This is a genomic window from Nonomuraea sp. NPDC048881 (assembly GCF_040649795.1).
Classification (GTDB): Bacteria; Actinomycetota; Actinomycetes; order Streptosporangiales; family Streptosporangiaceae; genus Nonomuraea.
Window position 1 is genome coordinate 399880 of the sequence record NZ_JBEZGC010000005.1, and the last position, 18425, is coordinate 418304.

Genomic DNA, 18425 nt, shown 5'->3' on the forward strand with positions numbered 1-18425 from the left:
CACAGCCTTCGATCAGCCGGGGCTGAGGAACGAAGCCTCGGACCGTCGCCCCACGGCGACCAGCCCAGCCGCAGCGTTCGGCCGGAGGACGGGGTGCGGCGGCGCGCCGTACCTTCGCCCTGACCTACTGGTAGGCGCCCAACTTCACGAAGCAATGACTACCTACTCGGTGTCCTTCGGGTGTCGAGGTGATGCGTAGATCACCCAGACGGTACGAGTGGTGTCATCGATGACGTACCGCACACGCCCACCGCTGGTGATCTCGAACTCCCACTGCTCCAAATCCTTGCCGTTGTGACGATGGGATGCGAGATCGCCACGTAGACGATGTTGTCGATCACGACTGGCACCCGTGCGCGGATCAAGGCGCAGGATCTCGAAGCATCGACGGGTATTGGCCAACGCATAGCGGCACAGTTCCTCCCAGCCGCGGACCGCCTCGCCGGTGCCGAACCGGACATCCCATTCATCGTCAGGGGGCGGGACCGTAACCCTGTCACCCCGCTTCGGGCTCATACGGAAACCTGCACCGGCCCGAAGTCGCCGCTCGTGGCCTTACGAGCCTCGGCGTAGTGGGCAGGATCCGCCTTGATCCTCGCAGTGGCTCGCCAGCCCGCTATGACCTCTTGGCTGGTGGCGTCGACATCCAGTTCAGCCGCGTCGGAGAGCGCCTCGACCAATTCCAGCGTGAAGGCACGCAGTTCGGTGGACGACAGGTGGCGAACCCACGGGAAGACCTCTGGCATGGCGATGACCAGGGCGCGCGCGGTGGGATCGTGCTTGATCAACGCAAGGAACAAGCGCGAGGCGGTGGCCAGCGTCCGTTCCCGCTCTTCTTCACGATCAGCTGCGGTGAGGTAGAAGTCCGGAGCGTCTCGATGCGTGACACGTACCCGTCCAAGACGTGCGGCCCGTTCCGCGACCGCTCGCGGATTCCTCGACAGATCAGAGAAGGTCACTGCGTCGGCATGACTAGTGCTCACTCCCGCAGTCTATGTCAGAACACAATCTGATGTCCGTCGTCAGTCCCGAATGTACGCCGCCCCCTGCCGAGCAGTCCTGGCGTACATCGTCGCGGAGGAGTCAGCCAGCCGTCCGCGGCGGCCCCGCGGATGAGTTTCGGCGCCCGACCGGTCAGAGGGTGAGCAGGTCGAGGGGGCCGAGGTCGCGGACGGTCTGAGCGAGGGCGCGAATCAGAGCGTTCTCCGCTTCGGTCGACCACACCAGTGCGAACTTCAGCGGATCGTCGTCCCGGAGCGGCAGGTACGTGATGTCGGGCCGGAGGTAGTACCGCCTCATGTGGTGGGCGACGAGACTGACGGTCTCCCCGGTGGTGACCAGGGAAAGGATCTCCTCGGTGTTGAGCGCCAGGGGGCCGCGCTCGATTCGATGGCTCACAGGAGTCCGGGTCGGGAGGAAGCCGTCCGCCCAGTAGTCGGGCCTGGACGGAGTGTCCACGTGCGGGAAATCGGCGAGCATCTCCATCAGGCCGGTGGCGTGCCGGGTGAGTTCGTGATCGGCGGACACGACCAGCAGGCGCGGGTCCGTGAACAGGACCGGCCCCGTGGTCAGGTCGGGTTCTTCAACGGGCAGCCACGCGACGAGGACGTCGATGTCGCCGCGCCGCAACCCGGCGAACGGATCGGCGAAGGGGGAGATGCGGATCTGCAGCTTCCACTGGGGGTGGTTGCTGCGGAACGTGTCCCAGTAGCGCCGCAGGTCGTGCGAATTGTGCGGGATCATGCCGACGCGCAGCACGCCGGTGATGCCCTCGGCGGCCAGCCTGGCTCGGCGCATGCTCTCCTGGAGGCCGCTGTACATCGGCCAGAGATCGTCGCGGAGCTGCCGACCGAGCGGCGTCAGCCGTACCGACCGGGGGTCCGTTCGACGAGCGGGGCGCCGATCTGGCGTTCCTGTTTCTGGATCGCCTTCGTGATCCGGGCCGGGGTGACGTGCAGTCGTTCGGCGGTGCGGCTGCTCTACCCCGGCGACATCCTCTTCGACAAGGTGCTGGCGTACGCCAAACAGCACCGACCCGCCCTGCTGCCCGAGCTCACCCGGCTGTACGACGGGCTGCGCCCCACCACGAAAAACGCCGGCGAGTACATGAGGCTGGCGCTGGCCGTACCCCTGGAGACTCGGCAGGACAACGCCGAGCGGGCCACCCAGGCCCTGAAGCTCCTCCAGAGGGAGGGCGCCGACCGATGGACGCTCCAGCACGCCCGCGCGCTGTCGCAGACCTTCACCGACTTCGCCTTCGACCAGGCCACCGCGGACGGCCGCCGCCAGGCGGCGATCTACCGGAACCAGGTGCTGGCCGACAACGTCGCCTGGTGGAACCGTGTGACGGACGCCAAGATCCAGGTGTCCGGGCTGAACGCGCACCTGAGCTACACCCCGATCGACACCACGTACGTGCCGGCCCCGATAGGCGGCGAGCTGCGCGAGCGGCTCGGCGACCGCTTCGTCACCGTCGGCACCAGCTTCAACCAGGGCGGCTACAACTTCCTCAGCTCCGACGGCGCCTGCCCCGACGGCGTCAAGCCCGCCGAACGGCCGGGTACGTGCAAGGGCTGGGCCGCCGCGGGCCCCGACTACAACGAGTACGTCCTGGACCAGGTGCGCCACCGCGACTTCATGCTGGACACGCGGACAGCTCCGCGGACGGCTCGGACGTGGCTGGCGCAGGCCCGGCCCACCCGGCTCATCGGCGGCGGCTTCTGGTCCCCCGACCAGGCCGTCCAGGCCTCCCTGAGCCGCTCCTTCGACGCGGTGATCCACCTCCACCAGGTCAAGGCGGCCACCCTCACCCGCTGACGGCATGCCGGACGACCCCGGCCCGTGATCGCCCCCGGACGCACCGGTCGACCACGGGCCGCTCTCCGCCTCGCCAGACGTCAGGCCGACCGGACAGCCACGAAGGGCAGCGCCCGCCTCAACGAGACCGGCCGCCCTCCTTTCCGCCGCTCGGTGTGTCGTCAGCTCAGCATGGGACGGATTCACTGTGACCAGCTGCGTTCCGACTACTTCTCTGCCGAGAGTCTCCCGTAACCTCGCGCTATGCCCACCGACAACCCCGAATGCCGTTGCATCCTCTGCCATGTCCATGAGGATCAGGATGAGCTGGACCTTACGGATCAGCACACCGTCGAACACGTCCAGGCACGCGGCTGGAGTGTGAAGATGATTCCGGAGGACGACCATGGTCCCGGCTTCGCCTACACAGTCGGCCTGTGGCACACTCACCGCTCCCCCGAGCTGGCCATGTTCGGCCTGGACGTTCGTCTCATGCACGTGCTGCTGAACGACCTGGCTGACGAGATCGCCGCCGGCCGACCGGCACAGGCCGACGAGGAACGGCACGATCTCCTCGAGCGCCATCCCGTGGTCCTCAAGACCGTTGATCTCAGCTGGTACCGCGAGTTCTTCGGCTGCGCGATCTCGTTCTATCGCCGGCTGTCCTTTCCGGTCCTGGAAGTCCTCTGGCCCGACCGCGACGGACGCTTTCCCTGGAACACCGGCTACGACGAGCAGTACCGCGAACTTCAACCTCACCTGTGGCTGAACCCGGAGGATCACCCCACCGGAGTCTGGACAAAGCTCATCCAGCCACCAAGTCCCCCTGCATCCTGATCATCTCAATGCTGGAGCCCAGCGGAAGGCATGACCCAGCGGTCGGGACGGTGGCGGAAGCGATGGCCGCATGCCCGGACGATGGCGAGCGGGGGCCGGTGCGCGGTGCCGACGTCCCATCATGACTACGGCACGCCCATGGTGTCGGTCTGGGTCGGCCTGATCGTTGGGTGCGCGGACGGCACGTACTGGTGGCGCACCGGCTCGAACCCACGCGGACACCGACCGATCTACGCAGGCCCCTTCACCCAGCAGGCCCGCGCCGCCCACCGAGTCGCCCTCCGGCAAGCTCATCAGGGGCGAGGATCTCTGTCTCCGGCGACGGATGCGTTGCGGCAATCCGAACTTCCGCTAGCAGGCGGACCGATCACACTGCTCGACTGGTCGGGGCCGTGCTCGGGAACGTGTGCATGGTGGCCGCAGTGAGCCCGCGTGCGGGGACGTTGCTGTCAGCACTGCTGTGACCAGCCAATCCGGACTCCCAAGATCGCGCAATTTGGCGAGACCATGTCCTCATGTCAGTGACTGAGTTCGTCAGCGTGACCAAAGACTGGGATCGTGGCATCACCTCCAACAGAGGACGGTATGAGTTCTGGACCGAGGACTCCGCCACCGTCTACCTGCAAGACACCGACTTCAGAAACCTGACCTACCAAACTGGCAGGCCACCAGTGCTGGAGGCCGATTGCAGCAAGATGCCAGGGCCTGGACCCGTGATCGCCCGGTGAACTGATCCGGCCCCTCTGGGTTGGCTTGGGAGAAGACACGCATGGTCCATTCGATTCGCTCGGACACCACGGCCCTTTCGTTGATCATGTCCATGTCCCGAGCATTGGGAGGGTAAGCGGCCTCCCGCACACACCTGACCGTGATCACCTTGCCATGTTCGGCGTGCCGACCCGCTACCTTGGCGACGTGCCGAAAGCGAACGTCATCCATCAGCCGAGGAGCAGGCCGTGATTCTGACGCCCCCCGTGCAGGACGGCGTTCCGATCTCCGCCTCAACACGAGCACGCGGTGACGGCGTCCTGCTCTTCGTCGAAGACGGGCACCTCTGATGCCTGGAGATCTACGCCGTCGACGGCGAACCCGCGCCGCTCCCTTACCCGACGATCTCATCGTGGATCCGCTGGGCTCCTGGCAGTGACGTCCTCCAAGGCCACGTGGATCCACCCAAAGCTGCGGTTGAAGATCCAGTTCGAGCCGTTCCAGACAGTTCAATGCAGGTCAGCGGGTATACCCTGTCCGCTCTGAACGGCTTGGGACCACCCTGCATTGCAACCCGGCTGATTCAGGTAGCTGACCGTGGACGCTCGAAGCGCCGTTACGCGGTCACATCACTGCGGCCATCGGGTGGTGAACACCAGAACAGATCAAGACCAACATCGAGAAGTTCCGTACGGCGTAGCTCCGGTAGCCCTGCCAACGATATCCACGCTGCCCGGTCAGAGCTGCCACCGGTTTCGTTCCGAAGGAACCCTCCCATCACGGCCACTTCGTACAACAGATTCGTCGCGTGGATTTCGGCATCCGGGCTACGCCAAACGTTGGAGTGAACTCCGAGCAGCCGGACGACTTTCACCAGGTATCCCGTCTCCTCATACACTTCGCGGACAACCGCGTCAGCGGGATGCTCCCCGTGCTCCACGCCGCCACCCGGCGGACCCCAACGACAGTCCGGTGCTGCGAACCGGGACAGAAGTATGGCGGCTTCTTCGTTGATGCATATCGCATAGGCTCCGACCCGTTGAATCGGATCACGAGGGTTCGCCATCTGGAGATGGTGACACGCATCGGGCTCGTTGGCGGCCGTCCATTTCGTCGCCGTGGCTCCATAGGCATGCGCTCGCCTGATCGGAGGGCAGCCACACTGCTCGGCGAGCCAGGACGAGCAACGAGCCCTGGATCGTCGAGCGCCCCCAGCACGTATGGCCGCCAGCCGTGCAGTGGCGATCGTAGACGGCATCTGTAAGGCGGCGCGACGACCTTGGTCAGAGCGTTCGATCGGTACGGCGGGGCTGGCACGCGGCGCCCCGCCCGGCGTCCCGCCGCCGTTCGGGACCGGCCCTCAGGCCGCACGCCCGAGACATTGGGTCCAGACGGTCGAGGGCTTGGCCGTGATACGCCTTTCGACGTTCTAGCTGTTCGCCGTACTGCTGATGGCGCGCGGCGCGGCCGCGACCGGCCGGAGAGCCGCAGCGCGGCCAGCGACCGCCCCGGCGTGCGCCGACCGCCGCAGGCGGGCGGCTCGATTCTGTGGTGAAGGTTGTCGCCGAAGACGACTCCCGCCCATGATCGACGTCGGACGTGCCGGGCGACCATGGGCCAAAATCTAGCTGTCTCCGCTGGTCTACGCGTCGCCGGAGGTCAGGCCGGTCGGGCAGGACACGCCCCTGCCGCCGATGCCGCAGTACCCGTTGGGGACTTGTACAGGGCATTGCTCCTGGTAGAACTTGACTCTCCGCAACAATTCATGTGAGGAGAGTTACATGACCATTGTCCCGGTCGTCTCCTACGCTCGTATTTCCGCCGACATCAGGCGGGATGAGCACGGGGTGCAGGACCAGCACCGCCTCAACTGGGAGACGGCGGAACGGCAGGGGTGGACGGTCGTCCACGAGTACACGGACAACGACAAGTCAGCCGCGAAGGCCGACGTCGTACGCGACGACTTCGAGGCTATGCTGCGGGTTCTCCGAGCCGGCGAACTCCCCGATGGTACGGCGGTCCAAGGCGTCGTGATCGTCGCCGAAGACCGTCTCGCTCGACGTCCCGGCGACTACGAGCGCTTCGTCGAAGCGATCACGTACCAGGATGGCCGCGTGTTCGCCGATGCTCGCGGCACGAAGGACCTGTACAGCGAGGACACCGAGAGCATGGGCCTCTTCGGTGCGGTGATCTCCAAGATGGAGGTCCGCAAGATGCAGCGCCGCATGCGCCGCTCGCATCGGACGCGAGCCGAGCAAGGACTGCCCGTCGGCGGTACGCGCCCGTTCGGCTGGATGCCTGACCGACTCACCCTCGACCCCAAGGAGGCACCTCTCGTACGGCAGGCAGTCCTTGACCTCGTCGCAGGCCGCTCGCTCTACTCCATTGCCAACCAATGGCGTCGGGAGGGCGCAAAGACATCGCTGGGGAACGAGTGGACCCCTCAGTCGCTCAAGCTCACCGTGCAGAACCCTCGCGTCTGCGGTTGGCGGGAAATCAACGGCGAACTCGTCCGGGACGCAGCGGGCAACCCTGTGGTCGGCCAGTGGGAACCGATCGTGACACCCGAACAATGGATGGCGGTCAAGAACATCTTCGACGCCCGCAGAGGCCACTACATCCACCGGGACGGGCGCATCGGCCACATCCTCACACCCGACTTCCGCGAGCCGAACTACCTGCTCACCGGATTCCTCCGCTGCGGTCGCGCCAAGCCGGACGGTTCCCTCTGCAACACCTCGCTGCGCGTCACCCACAGCAAGGACTGCGTCCAGCACATCTACATCTGCCCTACCAAGACCGCTGGTGGCTGCGGCGGCCTCGGACGGCGCGGTGACATGGTCGATCTCTTCATCTCGGAAGCGGTCCTCGCCAAGCTGGAGCAGGTCCAACTCGCCGCGTCCGCCGCCCCCGCCGAATGGCCGGGCCAGGCCGAGTACGAGGGCGCGAAAACCCGTCTGGAGGAACTGCGCGTGCAGTGGACAGCTGGCAACATCACGAACGAACTGTTCTTCTCAACGGCCCCTGATCTTGAGAAGCGCATCGCCCGCCTTCGCACCGAAGCTCAAGGCTTCACCGCCGCCGCTCAGCGCCGCCAAGCCCGCTCCGACACCGACATCAGCGACATCCGACGGCGCTGGTACCTGCCAGAGGAGAACGACGGACTCCCCCTCACCATCAAGCGTTCTTACATCCGCGAAGCCCTCCTAGCCGTGATCATCTATCCCTCAGGCAAGGGACGCAGGACGTTCAACCCCGACCTGCTTGAGCCGATCTGGCGAGAAGGCTGAGCCCAAGACGTCCAGGACGTCCGAGAAGGCTGTCACCCTTACCTATGGGCGACAGCCTTCTTACTTTGCCCTCGAACCACCGGTGACAACCGGACGTCTACGGACCCAGCCGGACGTCTACGGTACGTACCGGACGTCTGCGCTCAGGTCGCCGCCGGAACTCCGACCTGCGTAAACACGTTCTCCGAGTGGTACAACGTACTCACACCAAGAGCCACCGTCCCTCTACAGCACGACCGCAGCGAACATCTCGGCGAATCACCTCAAGGCGCATAGACGATTCCGGGCAAGCACATCCACGACCACCGATGACCCGTCGGATTTCCCGGCCCGACGGCAGGTGTCCACAAAGAGCGCGCCATTCACCTCCTCGCCGCACTCCATTCCTGTTCTCTCGCTGCTGGTACCACCGCCAACGGCTGTCTTCAGGCTGCCTCGGCGCTGGCGTCTGGTCGTGCTCGTCAGGTACGGCGGTGGCTCCCGCCCACGAGCTGAGGAGGCCACCTGAACCAACCGAACGAGCTGTCTGCCCAGGAGTGGGGCAAGCAGCAAGCCGCACGATCCCCTCGCTGGTCAGAAGAGAAGTGGCAGCGCATCGCCACCGTGCTCGGCGTATGCGTCGCCCGCCAAAGCCCGCCCGACGGCTCCTCCGGGAAGGACGCCGCATGAGCGAGGTTCCTCACCTGTCACCCGAGATGCTGGCCGTGATGCAGCGAGCGGCCATGCCCGACTTCGCCCGCTGGCAACAGATGGTCCACGCCACGGGCGGCTGCGCCCAACCGGTCCGGCTGCGCGGCGAGAGGTACACGCTGGACAGCCGGACGGGTGAAATCCTCGACATGTACCGGACCGCCGACGAGCCGACCGGCTTCCTGCTCACAGCCTGCGGCAACCGGCGCGCGTCCAGGTGCCCGGCATGCTCGGCGGTCTACAAGGACGACACGTACCACCTGATCATCACTGGCCTACGCGGTGGCAAGGGCGTTCCGGAGGAGGTCAGCCACCATTCCCGAGCGTTCGTCACCTTCACCGCCCCCTCCTTCGGTGCCGTCCACGCCCACCGCGAGCAGTCCGGCCGGACGCTCCCATGCCGTCCTCGTCGGGACCGTCCCGTCTGCGAGCATGGCCGGCCGAAGGGGTGCGGTGCGCGTCACGAGCGCGATGACGTCCAGGTCGGGCAGCCCTTGTGCCTGGACTGCTACGACTACATCGGGCCGTCCTGTGGAACGCCCACGCAGGCATGCTCTGGCGGGAGTTCACCAAGACCGTGCCGAGCGTCCTGGCCCGCCTGCTCGGCATCACCCGAACGGAGCTGCGCCGGACGGTCCGCCTCTCGTACGCCAAGGTCGCCGAGTACCAAGCTCGCGGCCTGGTCCACTTCCATGCCGTCGTCAGACTCGACGGACCGGACGGACCCGCCGACCGCCCTCCGAGCCACATCACGATCGACCTACTCGACCAGGCCATACACCGGACCGCCAGTCAGGTCACAGTCCGCATAGAGGGCGGACCGCCCTCGCCCGTCCGGTGGGGCGATCAGCTCGACGTACGACCGGTCTACGTCTCAGCCGAGCTGGGCGGACTGAGCGATCAGCAAGTCGCCGCGTACGTGGCCAAGTACGCCACCAAGGGAGCCGAGTCCGCAGGCACCGTAGACCGTCCGATTCGGCATGCCGGACAGATCGCCGGTCTGGAGGTCACCGAGCACGCCCGCCGCATGATCTATTCCTGTTTCAGTCTCGCCGAGCTTCAGCCCTACCGAACCCTGCTCCTGCGGCAGTGGGCGCACATGCTCGGCTACCGGGGACACTTCTCCACCAAGTCCCGCCACTACTCGATCAGACTCGGGGACCTTCGACAGGCCCGCGCCGACTTCCGCGCCGAGCAAGCCCGGCTGATCACGGGCACTCCGCCACCCAATCCGGAGATGACCGTGACGGTGGGCGAATGGCACTATGCCGGAAGCGGCCACCGCCACGGAGAGGCTTTCTGGGCCGAGGTAGCCCGACTAAGGATCGCCACCGCTCGCTAGATCGCACGACAACAAGCAGGCGACAACCCGATAGAGCCCTGCGCCTCTAGACCTAGAGAGATCACCTCTAGGTCTAGAGGCATACCTAGAGGCTCATTAGCCGCCTGACCAGGTACCTAGCGTCTAGAGGCTCCTAATCTCGCCGGGCTCCATCGGGCCAGATCACTCGAACAGGCACCTCCCGCCGCCGCGCCTCCGCCACCACGTCAGCGGTGCCGCCATAGCCTCGGGCCCGCTGCCCGTCCCAGACGGCGAACAACACCTCGGCGTCGTCCAGCATCCGCGCGCTGGCAGTCATGTGCGACTCCGCGGTGGACTCCACAAAGTCCAGCCTGTAGGTTCGGACCGCCCGGCTCAGCAACTCGTCGTAAGCAGCCTGGCACTCGCCCGGCAACCCATCCCGATACTCCTTGGCAGGGATCACGGCTTCCAGCACGCCGCCGAGGTCGAGTACCGCGCGAGCGAAGATCTGATCAGCCCCGTCCGCCAGACAGGACAACCCTGCGACTTCAGGACCGTACTCCGCGAGCGCCTGGCGTACCGCTCCGTCGATCAGTACGGCGGTCTCCTCCGGCAAGCCCCGATGACCGGACACAGCGATGCGAACCATGATCCCCCTAGATCAGAGTGGCGTGAAGACGTTCGTCGAACAAGCGCAGAGCACCGGACGACGGCCCGGCATACGATCGGCGGAAGTTCTTGACCCGGTGCAGGACCCGTTCAGAGCCATACGTCGTCGCCACGGTGAGCGCATTGGACGCCAGATACACCGCCTCCTCGTAGCGCCCCGACATGGCCTCAGCCGTCGCCACCTCCGTCATGAGCACACCCCGCTGCTTCGCACCAGGCTGGGCCGACGAAAGCGACTCGTTGAACGCGGCAACGGCTTCAACCGGCCGCTTGAGCCGTACCATCACCAGGGCCCGATATCCCGCCAGCTTGGCGTGATCGAACGGGAACACCCACGGCCAGGGCGGTGCAGCGGCCCGCTCACCAGCCCGTACCGCCGCCTCGGCCGCACCCAACGCCTGAAGCGCCGCCGCCTCGTCCCGCGCGGTCGCATGTCCGAGCGCTTCAAGACTCGACAGCCACGCACGAGCGATGGCCGGTGGCCGCTCACCGATCTCCCGCCGCGCCCGCGCCAAGAGGTTCAGTCCGATCAGCGAGTCGTCGGCGTCGATCTCGAACGCGGCCAGACTTCCGATCATGTACGCCGCCAGCAACGCATGGTGGGCCTGTCGTGCACTGTCGACGGCGCGACGGTAGTAGAGGCGCGCCGAACCGGTGTCCTGCATATCGGCGTGCACCCAGGCCGCGAAGCCTGCCGCCTCGCTCAGACCGGCCCGGATCTCGTCAGCATGCGGAGACCGCGACGCGCGGCCGAGAACCCGGCTCGCGAGATCGACCTGCGCCACAGCCGGCCGGGCGAGTTCCCGCGCAGGCGTGACGGACTCCAACCGACGCTGGGCGCCGGTGATGCTGGTCAGCGTGGCAACCGTCGTCTCGTCCACATCGGGACGTTTGGGCAGGGCCACGCCCGCCAGCGCGGTCAACGCCAGCACCTTGCCGAAATCTCTGCGCTTCGTCGGATCGTCATCCCCTCGGGCTCCGAATCGGAGCAAGTGAAGCGGCACCCCGATCTGGATGGATATCTCCCGGACCTGGTCCACAGTGAGCGGCTGACGACCACGCAACACCTTGGACACCCAACTCTGGGAGTAGCCGACCGCCTCAGCGAGCTGGCCCTGCGTCCAACCGTGCGCCCGCCGCACCTCTTCGAGGATGGTTGGTAGATCGCACTCGGCGAGAGCGGCGGCCACGACTGGCCCGGACCAGAACTGCGGCGGTATCTGGGTCACAACGCTAGGTTAAGCCGCCGACCTCTGCCGTACCGATATTCGTGACGGGAATACCCGTACCACCGGCAGCACTAGGCCGTTCACCTGCGGTTTCATGACGGCAACGCTCAGTACATGAACGAACTACCGCCTCACCCCTTGGCCGCTGCACAACAACTGGCCACCGCCCTAGCGGACGAGGGAATCACTGCCGACGTCCATCACGACTACGGCACGCCCATGGTGTCGGTCTGGGTCGGCCTGATCGTTTGGTGTGCGGACGGCACGTACTGGTGGCGCACCGGCTGGAACCCACGCAGACACCGACCGATCTACGCAGGCCACCCCTTCACCCAGCCGGCCCGCGCCGCCCACCGCGTCGCCCTTCGCTACACGCAACTGCGCATGTCGCATCCGCTCTCGTCACTGATCGCCGGAGCGCAGCCGTGCCCCTGACCGTGCAGCAAGTGCTTAACAGATTCCCCGGCTGGCAGATCACCGACATGTCCGGAGGCTGGGTCGCCATGCGAGTGAACTTCATGCCCAAGGTCAGTGGCCTCTCCAACATCCGTTGCGCAGAGACCTTGGAGGAACTGGCCGGGCATCTACAGGCCGAGCTCAGGCACCAGAAGTCACGGCCACCAGCGGTAGGCGAGTAATTCGATGGCAACCCGACCCGGAGCGCAGGGCCTCTAGGCCCGAGACATCCGATCGGCGGCGATGTCAAACGTGCTCGGTCCGTGGTGGCCGGCGACGCTACGGCGGGCTGTGATCAACAAGATTGGGCGTCGTCGGCTGCCGCGGTTCGCGGGGGTCTGGGGGCGGTGGAGCCCCCAGGGGCTGCGGTGGGGAAGGCGAGGCGTTCGCTGTAGGGCTGGCGTGTGGTCAGGCAATGAAACAGGCAGCCGAGGAAGCGGTTGTAGAGGTTGCGCAGTGCCGCTGAATGTCGATCGCCGTGTTCTTTGCGGCGGTCGTAGTGGACACGGGCGCCTGGCGAGGCGGTCAGGCTGGCGAAAGCCCAGATGTAGCCGACAGCTGCCAAGCGGCGATTCTTGACCCGGCGGTGGACGACGGCCCGGCTGCGTCCGCTGGCGCGGGTGATCGGGGCGGCTCCGGCGTAGGCCTTGAGGGCACGGGCGTCGGCGAAGCGAGTATGGTCATCGCCGATCTCGGCGAACAGCCGGGCGGCCGTCAGCTCGCCCAGGCCGGGGAAGCTGGTGACGATGTCGTGGTCGGGGTGGTCACGGAAGGCTGTGACGGTGGCCTGGTGCAGGTCGGCTGCGGCTTGGCAGGCGGCATCGAGAACGGCCAGTAACGCCAGCGCTTGCCGGCCCATTGCCTCTTCGATCGGGGTTGGTTGGCGTAGCTGGGCGCCTTGGAAGCCGGCGTGCAGGCGTTCGGCCCAGGTCTGTAGATGATAGATGCGACCGCAGTCCTTGAGCGCAGCTCGCAGTTCGGCGATGGTGCGTTGGCGCGCTGTGGCGAGGGTAGGGGCGATCTTGAGCACTGCGCGGGCTTCGCGGCAGGTGATGCCGCCTTCCTGGCCCGCGAACAGCGTCAAGAAGGCCGGGTGGTACTCGCGCAGCAACGAGCGCAGCTCGTTACCGATGCGGTGGACGCGCCAGACGGCGTCCTGGTGTCCGCGCGCGAGCACCGCGATGGCCTGGGCCTGGTGGCTGTCGGCGGGCAGCGGCCGGTGCAGTGCCATGTCGGTGCGCAAGATGTTGGCCAGGACGACGGCGTCTTGCCGGTCGGACTTCTTGCGGGACACCGAGTGCCGGTCGCGGTAGCGCGAGGCGCTGAGCGGATTGATGGCATAGACCCGCCGGCCGGTTGCGCGAAGCTGGGAGACCAGCAGGCCACGCGGGGTCTCGATGGCCACTGGGATCGGTATCTCGGCGGTGTCGCCGGCCTCGGCCAAGATGGTCAGCAGTTCCTCGTAGCCCTGAGGCGATTCGGCGATGCGTTGCTGGGCGATCACCGTGCCTGCCTCGTCGACCAGGGCGATGTCGTGGTGCTTCTCGGCCCAGTCGATGCCGCAGTAGACCTTCATGACGTTCCCTCCGTCTGCTGATGCAGCGTGCAGAGGTCCTCGCCGAGATCATGCGGCGTGCTAATGACAAGACTTGGTTGTCTACCATCCGATGAGCCGTCTGCTGACCTCGGCACCCGCGCAGTCCCGGCCTTGCTGAGAGCTGACAGCCCACGACATGAAGAGGGATACCCCTGCGCGAGCGGCCCTCGATTCCGCTCTATCAGAGGGCGGTCACGCCCTGCGAGCCGATTGGCCAAAGGCGCCGGTCTCGGGCGGAAAGATCTCAAAGATCCTGCACCGGAAGTAGGCATCCCACGCGGCCCGGCCGGTGGGGCGTGACCTGCCCCACCGTCATTAGCACCGGAAGCGGGGCGGCAGTCTGCCCAAAGGAGCTTGCCGCCTCACATGAGCAGGTCGGTAAACATCACACAATGAACGCGCTAGCTCCCATACTCCCACGAAGAGACATCTTTCCGACACAGCTAGGCACATACATCATTGTCAGTTAGTACGGGAACGCCAGGCAAGAATATTACCCCCGACGTTGATCCCACCTCGATAATCCTCGGCGAGGGGCAACGCCTCAACGTCTTCCCTTGGCGAGTTGACATCCGCATCCACGCGCCACTTGAGAAAGAAGGCGAAGTATGGGTCAGAAATGTGCAGGGTCGAGAGATGCTCGTCGAAATCTACAACCGGCTCGCCCTCGATTTGATCCCGCGCAATTTTGGACATCTCCTCAAGAACCCGCGTCACTTCGTGTCTCTGCGGAAGCTCTTCGGAAATAACGTCCCGAATTGATGCTCTCAGCTGCTCATAGGTTATAGCCGTTCGCGGTCCCGTATTCGCGATGCCAGCTAGCACCACACCGTAGATATCCGTCGTAACGCCATTCTTGAGCGTCCTGATTTTACGGTCGGTCCGCTGCCTTGGGCCTCTAGCAAGTACATCGAAGGCGGTACGGGAGGCATCTTGTGCCCGCGCAGCAAAGAACTCCTCCCAGGCTGGCGCAAAGAGTTGCTTCGACTGATTCACATAGGACCGTACGTCATTGTATTTACACACCTGAAGACAGAAGCTCTGCATTAGGTGTGGACTAGAAAAGCTCTCGTCTGCCAACCGCTCCGCGATCGACTCCGCATCAACAACGTTCAATGCCTCGAAACCCCGTTGGGCAATGGCCAACAGTTCGCTTTTCGACCAAAAGCCAACCTCTAGCTGCTCTACTCGCCCTGTCATTTCTTTCTCCACTCGAACCACATCGTATGCGCGATGAGGAACCGAGATAACAATGACAGGTAGACCATCGAAGACGAGGTCCTTGAGTCCTCGGACGATCTGCAACTGAACTTCGGAGGGCACATAATGGAAGTCGTCTATCACGACTATGTGCAGTCCGGTACGCAGCGCCTCCCTAGCTACAGATACAACGGGGCGAGTGCGAGAACTCTTGTCCGACGTGGCACTGGACGTCGAAGACTGGCCTTCCCTTCCGCCTTTACCGAAACCAACATTTAGTTCGCCACGGGTGGTTCGCGACTCAGCCTCGGTGGATGTGTTGGACGACTCCAGGCCCGTGATTAGACCAAGGTCGTCGGCAATCGACTGCCAGAAATCTTCGATTGAAGAGATTGTCCCACCAGACAGCCATACGACTTGTTCCGCGGCTAGCACACTCTTGACTAGCACGGTCTTGCCAGTTTTAGTTGGGCCCGCGATGGAAAGGATGCGATGGCCCTCGTCTAGATAGTCCCTCACCTTCTGCTCAAGCTTATATTCACCTCGCGGAATATAAGTATGAGTAGGCAGGCCGCCAGCCACGAAAACCTTGCCCACCTTGAGGTGGTTGCCCCCCAACGCCATACAACAAGCTTACGTGATCGTTTAACTACTCCGAACAATTACACAGAAAGGATGAATAGGACAATAACGCCCATCGGCCGCCATAGTCATCGGACAGCACATACCCCGCGCGTGGGCGGTGCTGGCCGCGACCGGCCCCCAGGCCGCAGCGCGGCCAGCGACCGCCCGACGCGCGGCGGGCCGCCGCAGGCGGCACGCCCTTGACCTAGTAAGGAAGGTTGTCGCCGAAGACGGCTCTGGCCCATGATCGACGCCGGACGTACCGGGCGACCACGGGCCAGGATGTAGCTATTTCCGCAGGTCTACGCCTCGCCGGAGGTCAGGCCGACCGGACAGGCCACGCCTGTTCCGCCGATCCCGCAGTAGCCGTTTTTGTTGCGGTGGAGGTACTGCTGGTGATAGTCCTCGGCGTAGTAGAAAGGCTTGGCCTGGGCTATTTCGGTGGTTATGGTGCCGTAGCCGGCCTGGGTGAGGACCTGCTGGTAGGCGGCGCGGGACGTCTCCGCCGCCTTCTCCTGCTCCGGCGAGTGGTAGTAGATCGCCGACCGGTACTGGGTGCCGGTGTCGTTGCCCTGGCGCATGCCCTGCGTCGGGTCGTGGTTCTCCCAGAAGACCTTCAACAGCTCCTCGTACGACACCTGGGCCGGGTCGAACACCACCCGGACGGCCTCGGTGTGCCCGGTGAGGCCGCTGCAGACCTCCTCGTACGTCGGGTTGGGGGTGTAGCCGCCCTGGTAGCCGACGGCGGTCGTCACCACCCCGGGCGTCTGCCAGAACTTGCGCTCGGCCCCCCAGAAGCAGCCCAGCCCGAAGTCGGCCACCTCCAGGCCCGAGGGGTACGGCGGGGCGAGCGGAGCGTCGAGGACCGCGTGCCGCGCGGGCACGGGCATCGCCTCCGAGCGGCCCGGCAGAGCGTCCTCGGGACGGACCATCGATGTCTTGTTGCCGCCGAACAGCCAGCCCATCGTGCCACCTCCATCAGGTGTCTCCACCCTACGCAGCGCCGCGGGCGGCGGCGTGACGTGGGTGGCGGGATTGCGCCTACACAACGCCCGAACAGTTAAGGATGCCTAAACATTCCCGTATAGTGACACACATTTGTATTTAAGCTGGTAAGGCCCGAAAATGGGTTACATGCCTGACCTTCGGCGCGGTGTACTGTTCGGGATCGCCGCCTACACCATGTGGGGGCTGTTCCCCCTGTACTGGCCGCTGCTCAAACCGTCCGGAGCCGTGGAGATCCTGGCTCATCGGATGGTCTGGTCCCTGGTCGCCGTCGCCGTCGTGCTGGCCGTGCGCCGGCACTGGAGCTGGTTCAGGGAGCTGGCCCGGCAGCCGCGCAAGCTCGTCCTGCTGACGATCGCCGCCATCGTCATCACCGTCAACTGGGGCACCTACATCTACGCGGTCAACACCGGCCACGTGGTCGAGAGCGCCCTCGGGTACTTCATCAACCCGCTGGTCAGCGTGCTGTTCGGGGTGCTGGTGCTGCGAGAGCGGCTGCGTCCGCTGCAGTGGACGGCGGTCGGCTTCGCGGCGCTGGCAGTGGTCGTGCTGACCCTGGACTACGGCAGGCTCCCCTGGATCGCGCTCACGCTCGCCGTCAGCTTCGGCGTGTACGGGCTGGTCAAGAAGCAGGCGAACGTGGCCGCCACCGAGAGCCTGGCCGTCGAGACGCTGGTGCTGCTGCTGCCGGCGCTCGGGTACCTGATCTATCTGGAGTTCGCGGGGCAGGCCACGTTCGGGCAGCAGGGCCTCGGGCACGCGCTGCTGCTGGTGGGGGCCGGGATCATCACGGCCGTGCCGCTGATCTTCTTCGGCGCGGCGGCGATCCGGGTGCCGCTGAGCACCGTCGGGGTGCTGCAGTACATCGCGCCGATCCTGCAGTTCATCGTGGGGGTGACGATCGCCGGCGAGGTCATGCCGCCCAGCCGGTGGATCGGGTTCTCGATCGTGTGGCTGGCCCTGGCCATCTTCACCTACGACAGCCTCCGGGCGGCACGGACGGCCGCCCGGGTCAGGCGGTCAGCCCGAACGCTCGACCACGTAGTCGCAGAGAGCTAGGAACGCCGCCCTGGCCGGGATGTCGGGCAGGGCGGAGAGGTCGACGCGGGCCCGGTCGACCCACGCGGTCAGCTCGGCGCGGGCCCGCTCCATGGCCGGGTGGGCCCGCAGCAGGGTGAGCGCCTCCTCCACGTGCTCCTCCGGCACCGGGCCGGACAGCAGCTCGGTCAGCCGCGACTGCTCGCCGCTGGTGAGCGCGTAGAGGACCGGCAGGGTATGGACGCCCTCGCGCAGGTCGGTGCCGGGGGTCTTGCCCGACTGGGCGCCCGAGGAGGCCACGTCGAGCAGATCGTCGCCGAGCTGCCAGGCCACCCCGACGGCCTCGCAGGCGCGGCTCAGCCGCTCCTCGACGTCGGCGGGGGCGCCGGACAGCAGCGCGCCGAACCGGCCGGAGGCGGCGATGAGGGAGCCCGTCTTGTCGGCCAGGACGCTCAGGTAGTGGCCGACGGGGTCCTCGCCGTCGCGCGGGCCGATCGTCTCGCGGATCTGCCCCTGGACGAGGCGGGAGAACGTCTGGGCCTGGATGCGGATGAGCTCGGGGCCGAGGTCGGCCAGGAGGTCCGAGGCCTGGGCGAACAGGTAGTCGCCGGTGAGGATCGCCACGGTGTTGTCCCACCGGGCGTTGGCCGAGGGCGAGCCCCGGCGCACCGGGGCCTCGTCCATGACGTCGTCGTGGTACAGCGAGCCCAGGTGGGTCAGTTCGATGACCACCGCGCCGGGCACGACACCCGGCGCGGACGGGTCGCCGAACTGGGCCGCGAGCAGCACCATCAGTGTGCGGAACCGCTTGCCGCCCGCCTCGATGAGGTGCTTGGACGCCTCCGTGACGAAGGCGTCCTCGCTCTCCACCGACGAGCGCAGGAGCTTCTCGACCGCGGCCAGTCCGGTGGCCACGTCCTGCGCCAACCGTTCGTCCTCGATGGGAAGGTCAACCACGGGCGGCGCAGACATACGAGATCCCC

At 65.9% G+C, this 18425-nt stretch carries 17 protein-coding genes and 1 pseudogene; 7 read left to right on the forward strand and 11 right to left on the reverse strand.

All coding sequences use genetic code 11. From position 1 onward, the window contains the following. Positions 1–162 precede the first annotated feature (162 nt). The 4 genes from AB0C33_RS20605 to AB0C33_RS20620 form a co-directional block, all read right to left on the reverse strand. Positions 163–516, reverse strand: a complete 354-nt coding sequence (locus AB0C33_RS20605) for a hypothetical protein (RefSeq protein WP_358290193.1) — start codon at positions 514–516, stop codon at positions 163–165. Then, on the reverse strand, positions 513–983 hold the full coding sequence (locus AB0C33_RS20610) for a hypothetical protein (RefSeq protein WP_358290195.1): 471 nt from the start codon (positions 981–983) through the stop codon (positions 513–515). Before AB0C33_RS20610 ends, AB0C33_RS20605 begins: the two co-directional genes overlap by 4 nt. Before the next feature lie 151 nt (positions 984–1134). Beyond that, positions 1135–1821: a LysR substrate-binding domain-containing protein gene (locus tag AB0C33_RS20615; protein ID WP_358290198.1), complete on the reverse strand. Its 687-nt coding sequence runs from the start codon at positions 1819–1821 to the stop codon at positions 1135–1137. Between the two features lie 38 nt (positions 1822–1859). After that, complete coding sequence (locus AB0C33_RS20620; RefSeq protein WP_358290762.1) at positions 1860–1958, reverse strand: LysR family transcriptional regulator; 99 nt, start codon at positions 1956–1958, stop codon at positions 1860–1862. Between AB0C33_RS20620 and AB0C33_RS20625 the strand changes: the two genes are divergently transcribed. From AB0C33_RS20625 to AB0C33_RS20635, 3 genes are all read left to right on the forward strand, one after another. Then, complete coding sequence (locus AB0C33_RS20625; protein ID WP_358290201.1) at positions 1948–2817, forward strand: erythromycin esterase family protein; 870 nt, start codon at positions 1948–1950, stop codon at positions 2815–2817. The genes AB0C33_RS20620 and AB0C33_RS20625 overlap by 11 nt on opposite strands. A 243-nt stretch (positions 2818–3060) precedes the next feature. After that, a complete protein-coding gene (locus AB0C33_RS20630) occupies positions 3061–3633 on the forward strand; it encodes a DUF4262 domain-containing protein (protein WP_358290204.1) in 573 nt (190 codons plus the stop codon). Positions 3634–4154: 521 nt separating this feature from the next. Further along, positions 4155–4361 carry a hypothetical protein gene (locus tag AB0C33_RS20635; RefSeq protein ID WP_358290207.1) on the forward strand — a complete coding sequence of 69 codons (207 nt, stop codon included), beginning with the start codon at positions 4155–4157 and terminating at the stop codon, positions 4359–4361. A gap of 596 nt (positions 4362–4957) precedes the next feature. Here the strand turns inward: AB0C33_RS20635 and AB0C33_RS20640 are convergent. After that, complete coding sequence (locus tag AB0C33_RS20640; RefSeq protein WP_358290209.1) at positions 4958–5407, reverse strand: NUDIX domain-containing protein; 450 nt, start codon at positions 5405–5407, stop codon at positions 4958–4960. Positions 5408–6122: 715 nt separating this feature from the next. Between AB0C33_RS20640 and AB0C33_RS20645 the strand changes: the two genes are divergently transcribed. Both AB0C33_RS20645 and AB0C33_RS20650 read left to right on the forward strand, forming a co-directional pair. Then, positions 6123–7631 carry a recombinase family protein gene (locus AB0C33_RS20645; RefSeq protein WP_358290212.1) on the forward strand — a complete coding sequence of 503 codons (1509 nt, stop codon included), beginning with the start codon at positions 6123–6125 and terminating at the stop codon, positions 7629–7631. A gap of 749 nt (positions 7632–8380) precedes the next feature. After that, positions 8381–9663: pseudogene (locus tag AB0C33_RS20650) on the forward strand (replication initiator). 133 nt (positions 9664–9796) lie between these two features. On the opposite strand, the gene AB0C33_RS20655 reads toward AB0C33_RS20650, so the two are convergent. Both AB0C33_RS20655 and AB0C33_RS20660 read right to left on the reverse strand, forming a co-directional pair. After that, a complete protein-coding gene (locus AB0C33_RS20655) occupies positions 9797–10273 on the reverse strand; it encodes a hypothetical protein (protein WP_358290215.1) in 477 nt (158 codons plus the stop codon). A 7-nt stretch (positions 10274–10280) separates the two neighbouring features. Then, positions 10281–11522: a helix-turn-helix transcriptional regulator gene (locus AB0C33_RS20660; protein ID WP_358290218.1), complete on the reverse strand. Its 1242-nt coding sequence runs from the start codon at positions 11520–11522 to the stop codon at positions 10281–10283. Positions 11523–11636: 114 nt separating this feature from the next. Here AB0C33_RS20660 and AB0C33_RS20665 point away from each other — a divergent pair, with 114 nt between their 5' ends. Beyond that, entirely contained in the window at positions 11637–11957 is a 321-nt protein-coding gene (locus tag AB0C33_RS20665) for a hypothetical protein (protein WP_358290221.1), read from the forward strand. Positions 11958–12273: 316 nt separating this feature from the next. Here the strand turns inward: AB0C33_RS20665 and AB0C33_RS20670 are convergent, their stop codons facing one another. The 3 genes from AB0C33_RS20670 to msrA all read right to left on the reverse strand — a co-directional run bounded on the left by AB0C33_RS20670 (position 12274) and on the right by msrA (position 16364). Further along, positions 12274–13554, reverse strand: coding sequence for an IS110 family transposase (locus AB0C33_RS20670; protein WP_358290224.1), 1281 nt, complete (start codon positions 13552–13554; stop codon positions 12274–12276). A gap of 483 nt (positions 13555–14037) precedes the next feature. Beyond that, positions 14038–15399, reverse strand: a complete 1362-nt coding sequence (locus AB0C33_RS20675) for a hypothetical protein (protein WP_358290227.1) — start codon at positions 15397–15399, stop codon at positions 14038–14040. Between the two features lie 302 nt (positions 15400–15701). After that, a complete protein-coding gene (gene msrA, locus AB0C33_RS20680) occupies positions 15702–16364 on the reverse strand; it encodes a peptide-methionine (S)-S-oxide reductase MsrA (protein WP_358290230.1) in 663 nt (220 codons plus the stop codon). 169 nt (positions 16365–16533) lie between these two features. Here msrA and rarD point away from each other — a divergent pair, with 169 nt between their 5' ends. Next, positions 16534–17463, forward strand: coding sequence for an EamA family transporter RarD (gene rarD / locus AB0C33_RS20685; protein WP_358290233.1), 930 nt, complete (start codon positions 16534–16536; stop codon positions 17461–17463). Here rarD and AB0C33_RS20690 read toward each other — a convergent pair. Continuing rightward, positions 17425–18414: a polyprenyl synthetase family protein gene (locus AB0C33_RS20690; RefSeq protein WP_358290236.1), complete on the reverse strand. Its 990-nt coding sequence runs from the start codon at positions 18412–18414 to the stop codon at positions 17425–17427. The genes rarD and AB0C33_RS20690 overlap by 39 nt on opposite strands. Positions 18415–18425 lie beyond the last annotated feature (11 nt).

Coding starts and splice junctions, on each gene's coding strand:
- AB0C33_RS20690 (WP_358290236.1), bottom strand. CDS start 18,414: ATGTCTGCGCCGCCCGTGGTTGACCTTCCCATCGAGGACGAACGGTTG.
- rarD (WP_358290233.1), top strand. CDS start 16,534: ATGCCTGACCTTCGGCGCGGTGTACTGTTCGGGATCGCCGCCTACACC.
- AB0C33_RS20665 (WP_358290221.1), top strand. CDS start 11,637: ATGAACGAACTACCGCCTCACCCCTTGGCCGCTGCACAACAACTGGCC.
- AB0C33_RS20670 (WP_358290224.1), bottom strand. CDS start 13,554: ATGAAGGTCTACTGCGGCATCGACTGGGCCGAGAAGCACCACGACATC.
- AB0C33_RS20605 (WP_358290193.1), bottom strand. CDS start 516: ATGAGCCCGAAGCGGGGTGACAGGGTTACGGTCCCGCCCCCTGACGAT.
- AB0C33_RS20640 (WP_358290209.1), bottom strand. CDS start 5,407: ATGGCGAACCCTCGTGATCCGATTCAACGGGTCGGAGCCTATGCGATA.
- AB0C33_RS20675 (WP_358290227.1), bottom strand. CDS start 15,399: ATGGCGTTGGGGGGCAACCACCTCAAGGTGGGCAAGGTTTTCGTGGCT.
- AB0C33_RS20645 (WP_358290212.1), top strand. CDS start 6,123: ATGACCATTGTCCCGGTCGTCTCCTACGCTCGTATTTCCGCCGACATC.
- AB0C33_RS20615 (WP_358290198.1), bottom strand. CDS start 1,821: ATGTACAGCGGCCTCCAGGAGAGCATGCGCCGAGCCAGGCTGGCCGCC.
- AB0C33_RS20655 (WP_358290215.1), bottom strand. CDS start 10,273: ATGGTTCGCATCGCTGTGTCCGGTCATCGGGGCTTGCCGGAGGAGACC.
- AB0C33_RS20630 (WP_358290204.1), top strand. CDS start 3,061: ATGCCCACCGACAACCCCGAATGCCGTTGCATCCTCTGCCATGTCCAT.
- msrA (WP_358290230.1), bottom strand. CDS start 16,364: ATGGGCTGGCTGTTCGGCGGCAACAAGACATCGATGGTCCGTCCCGAG.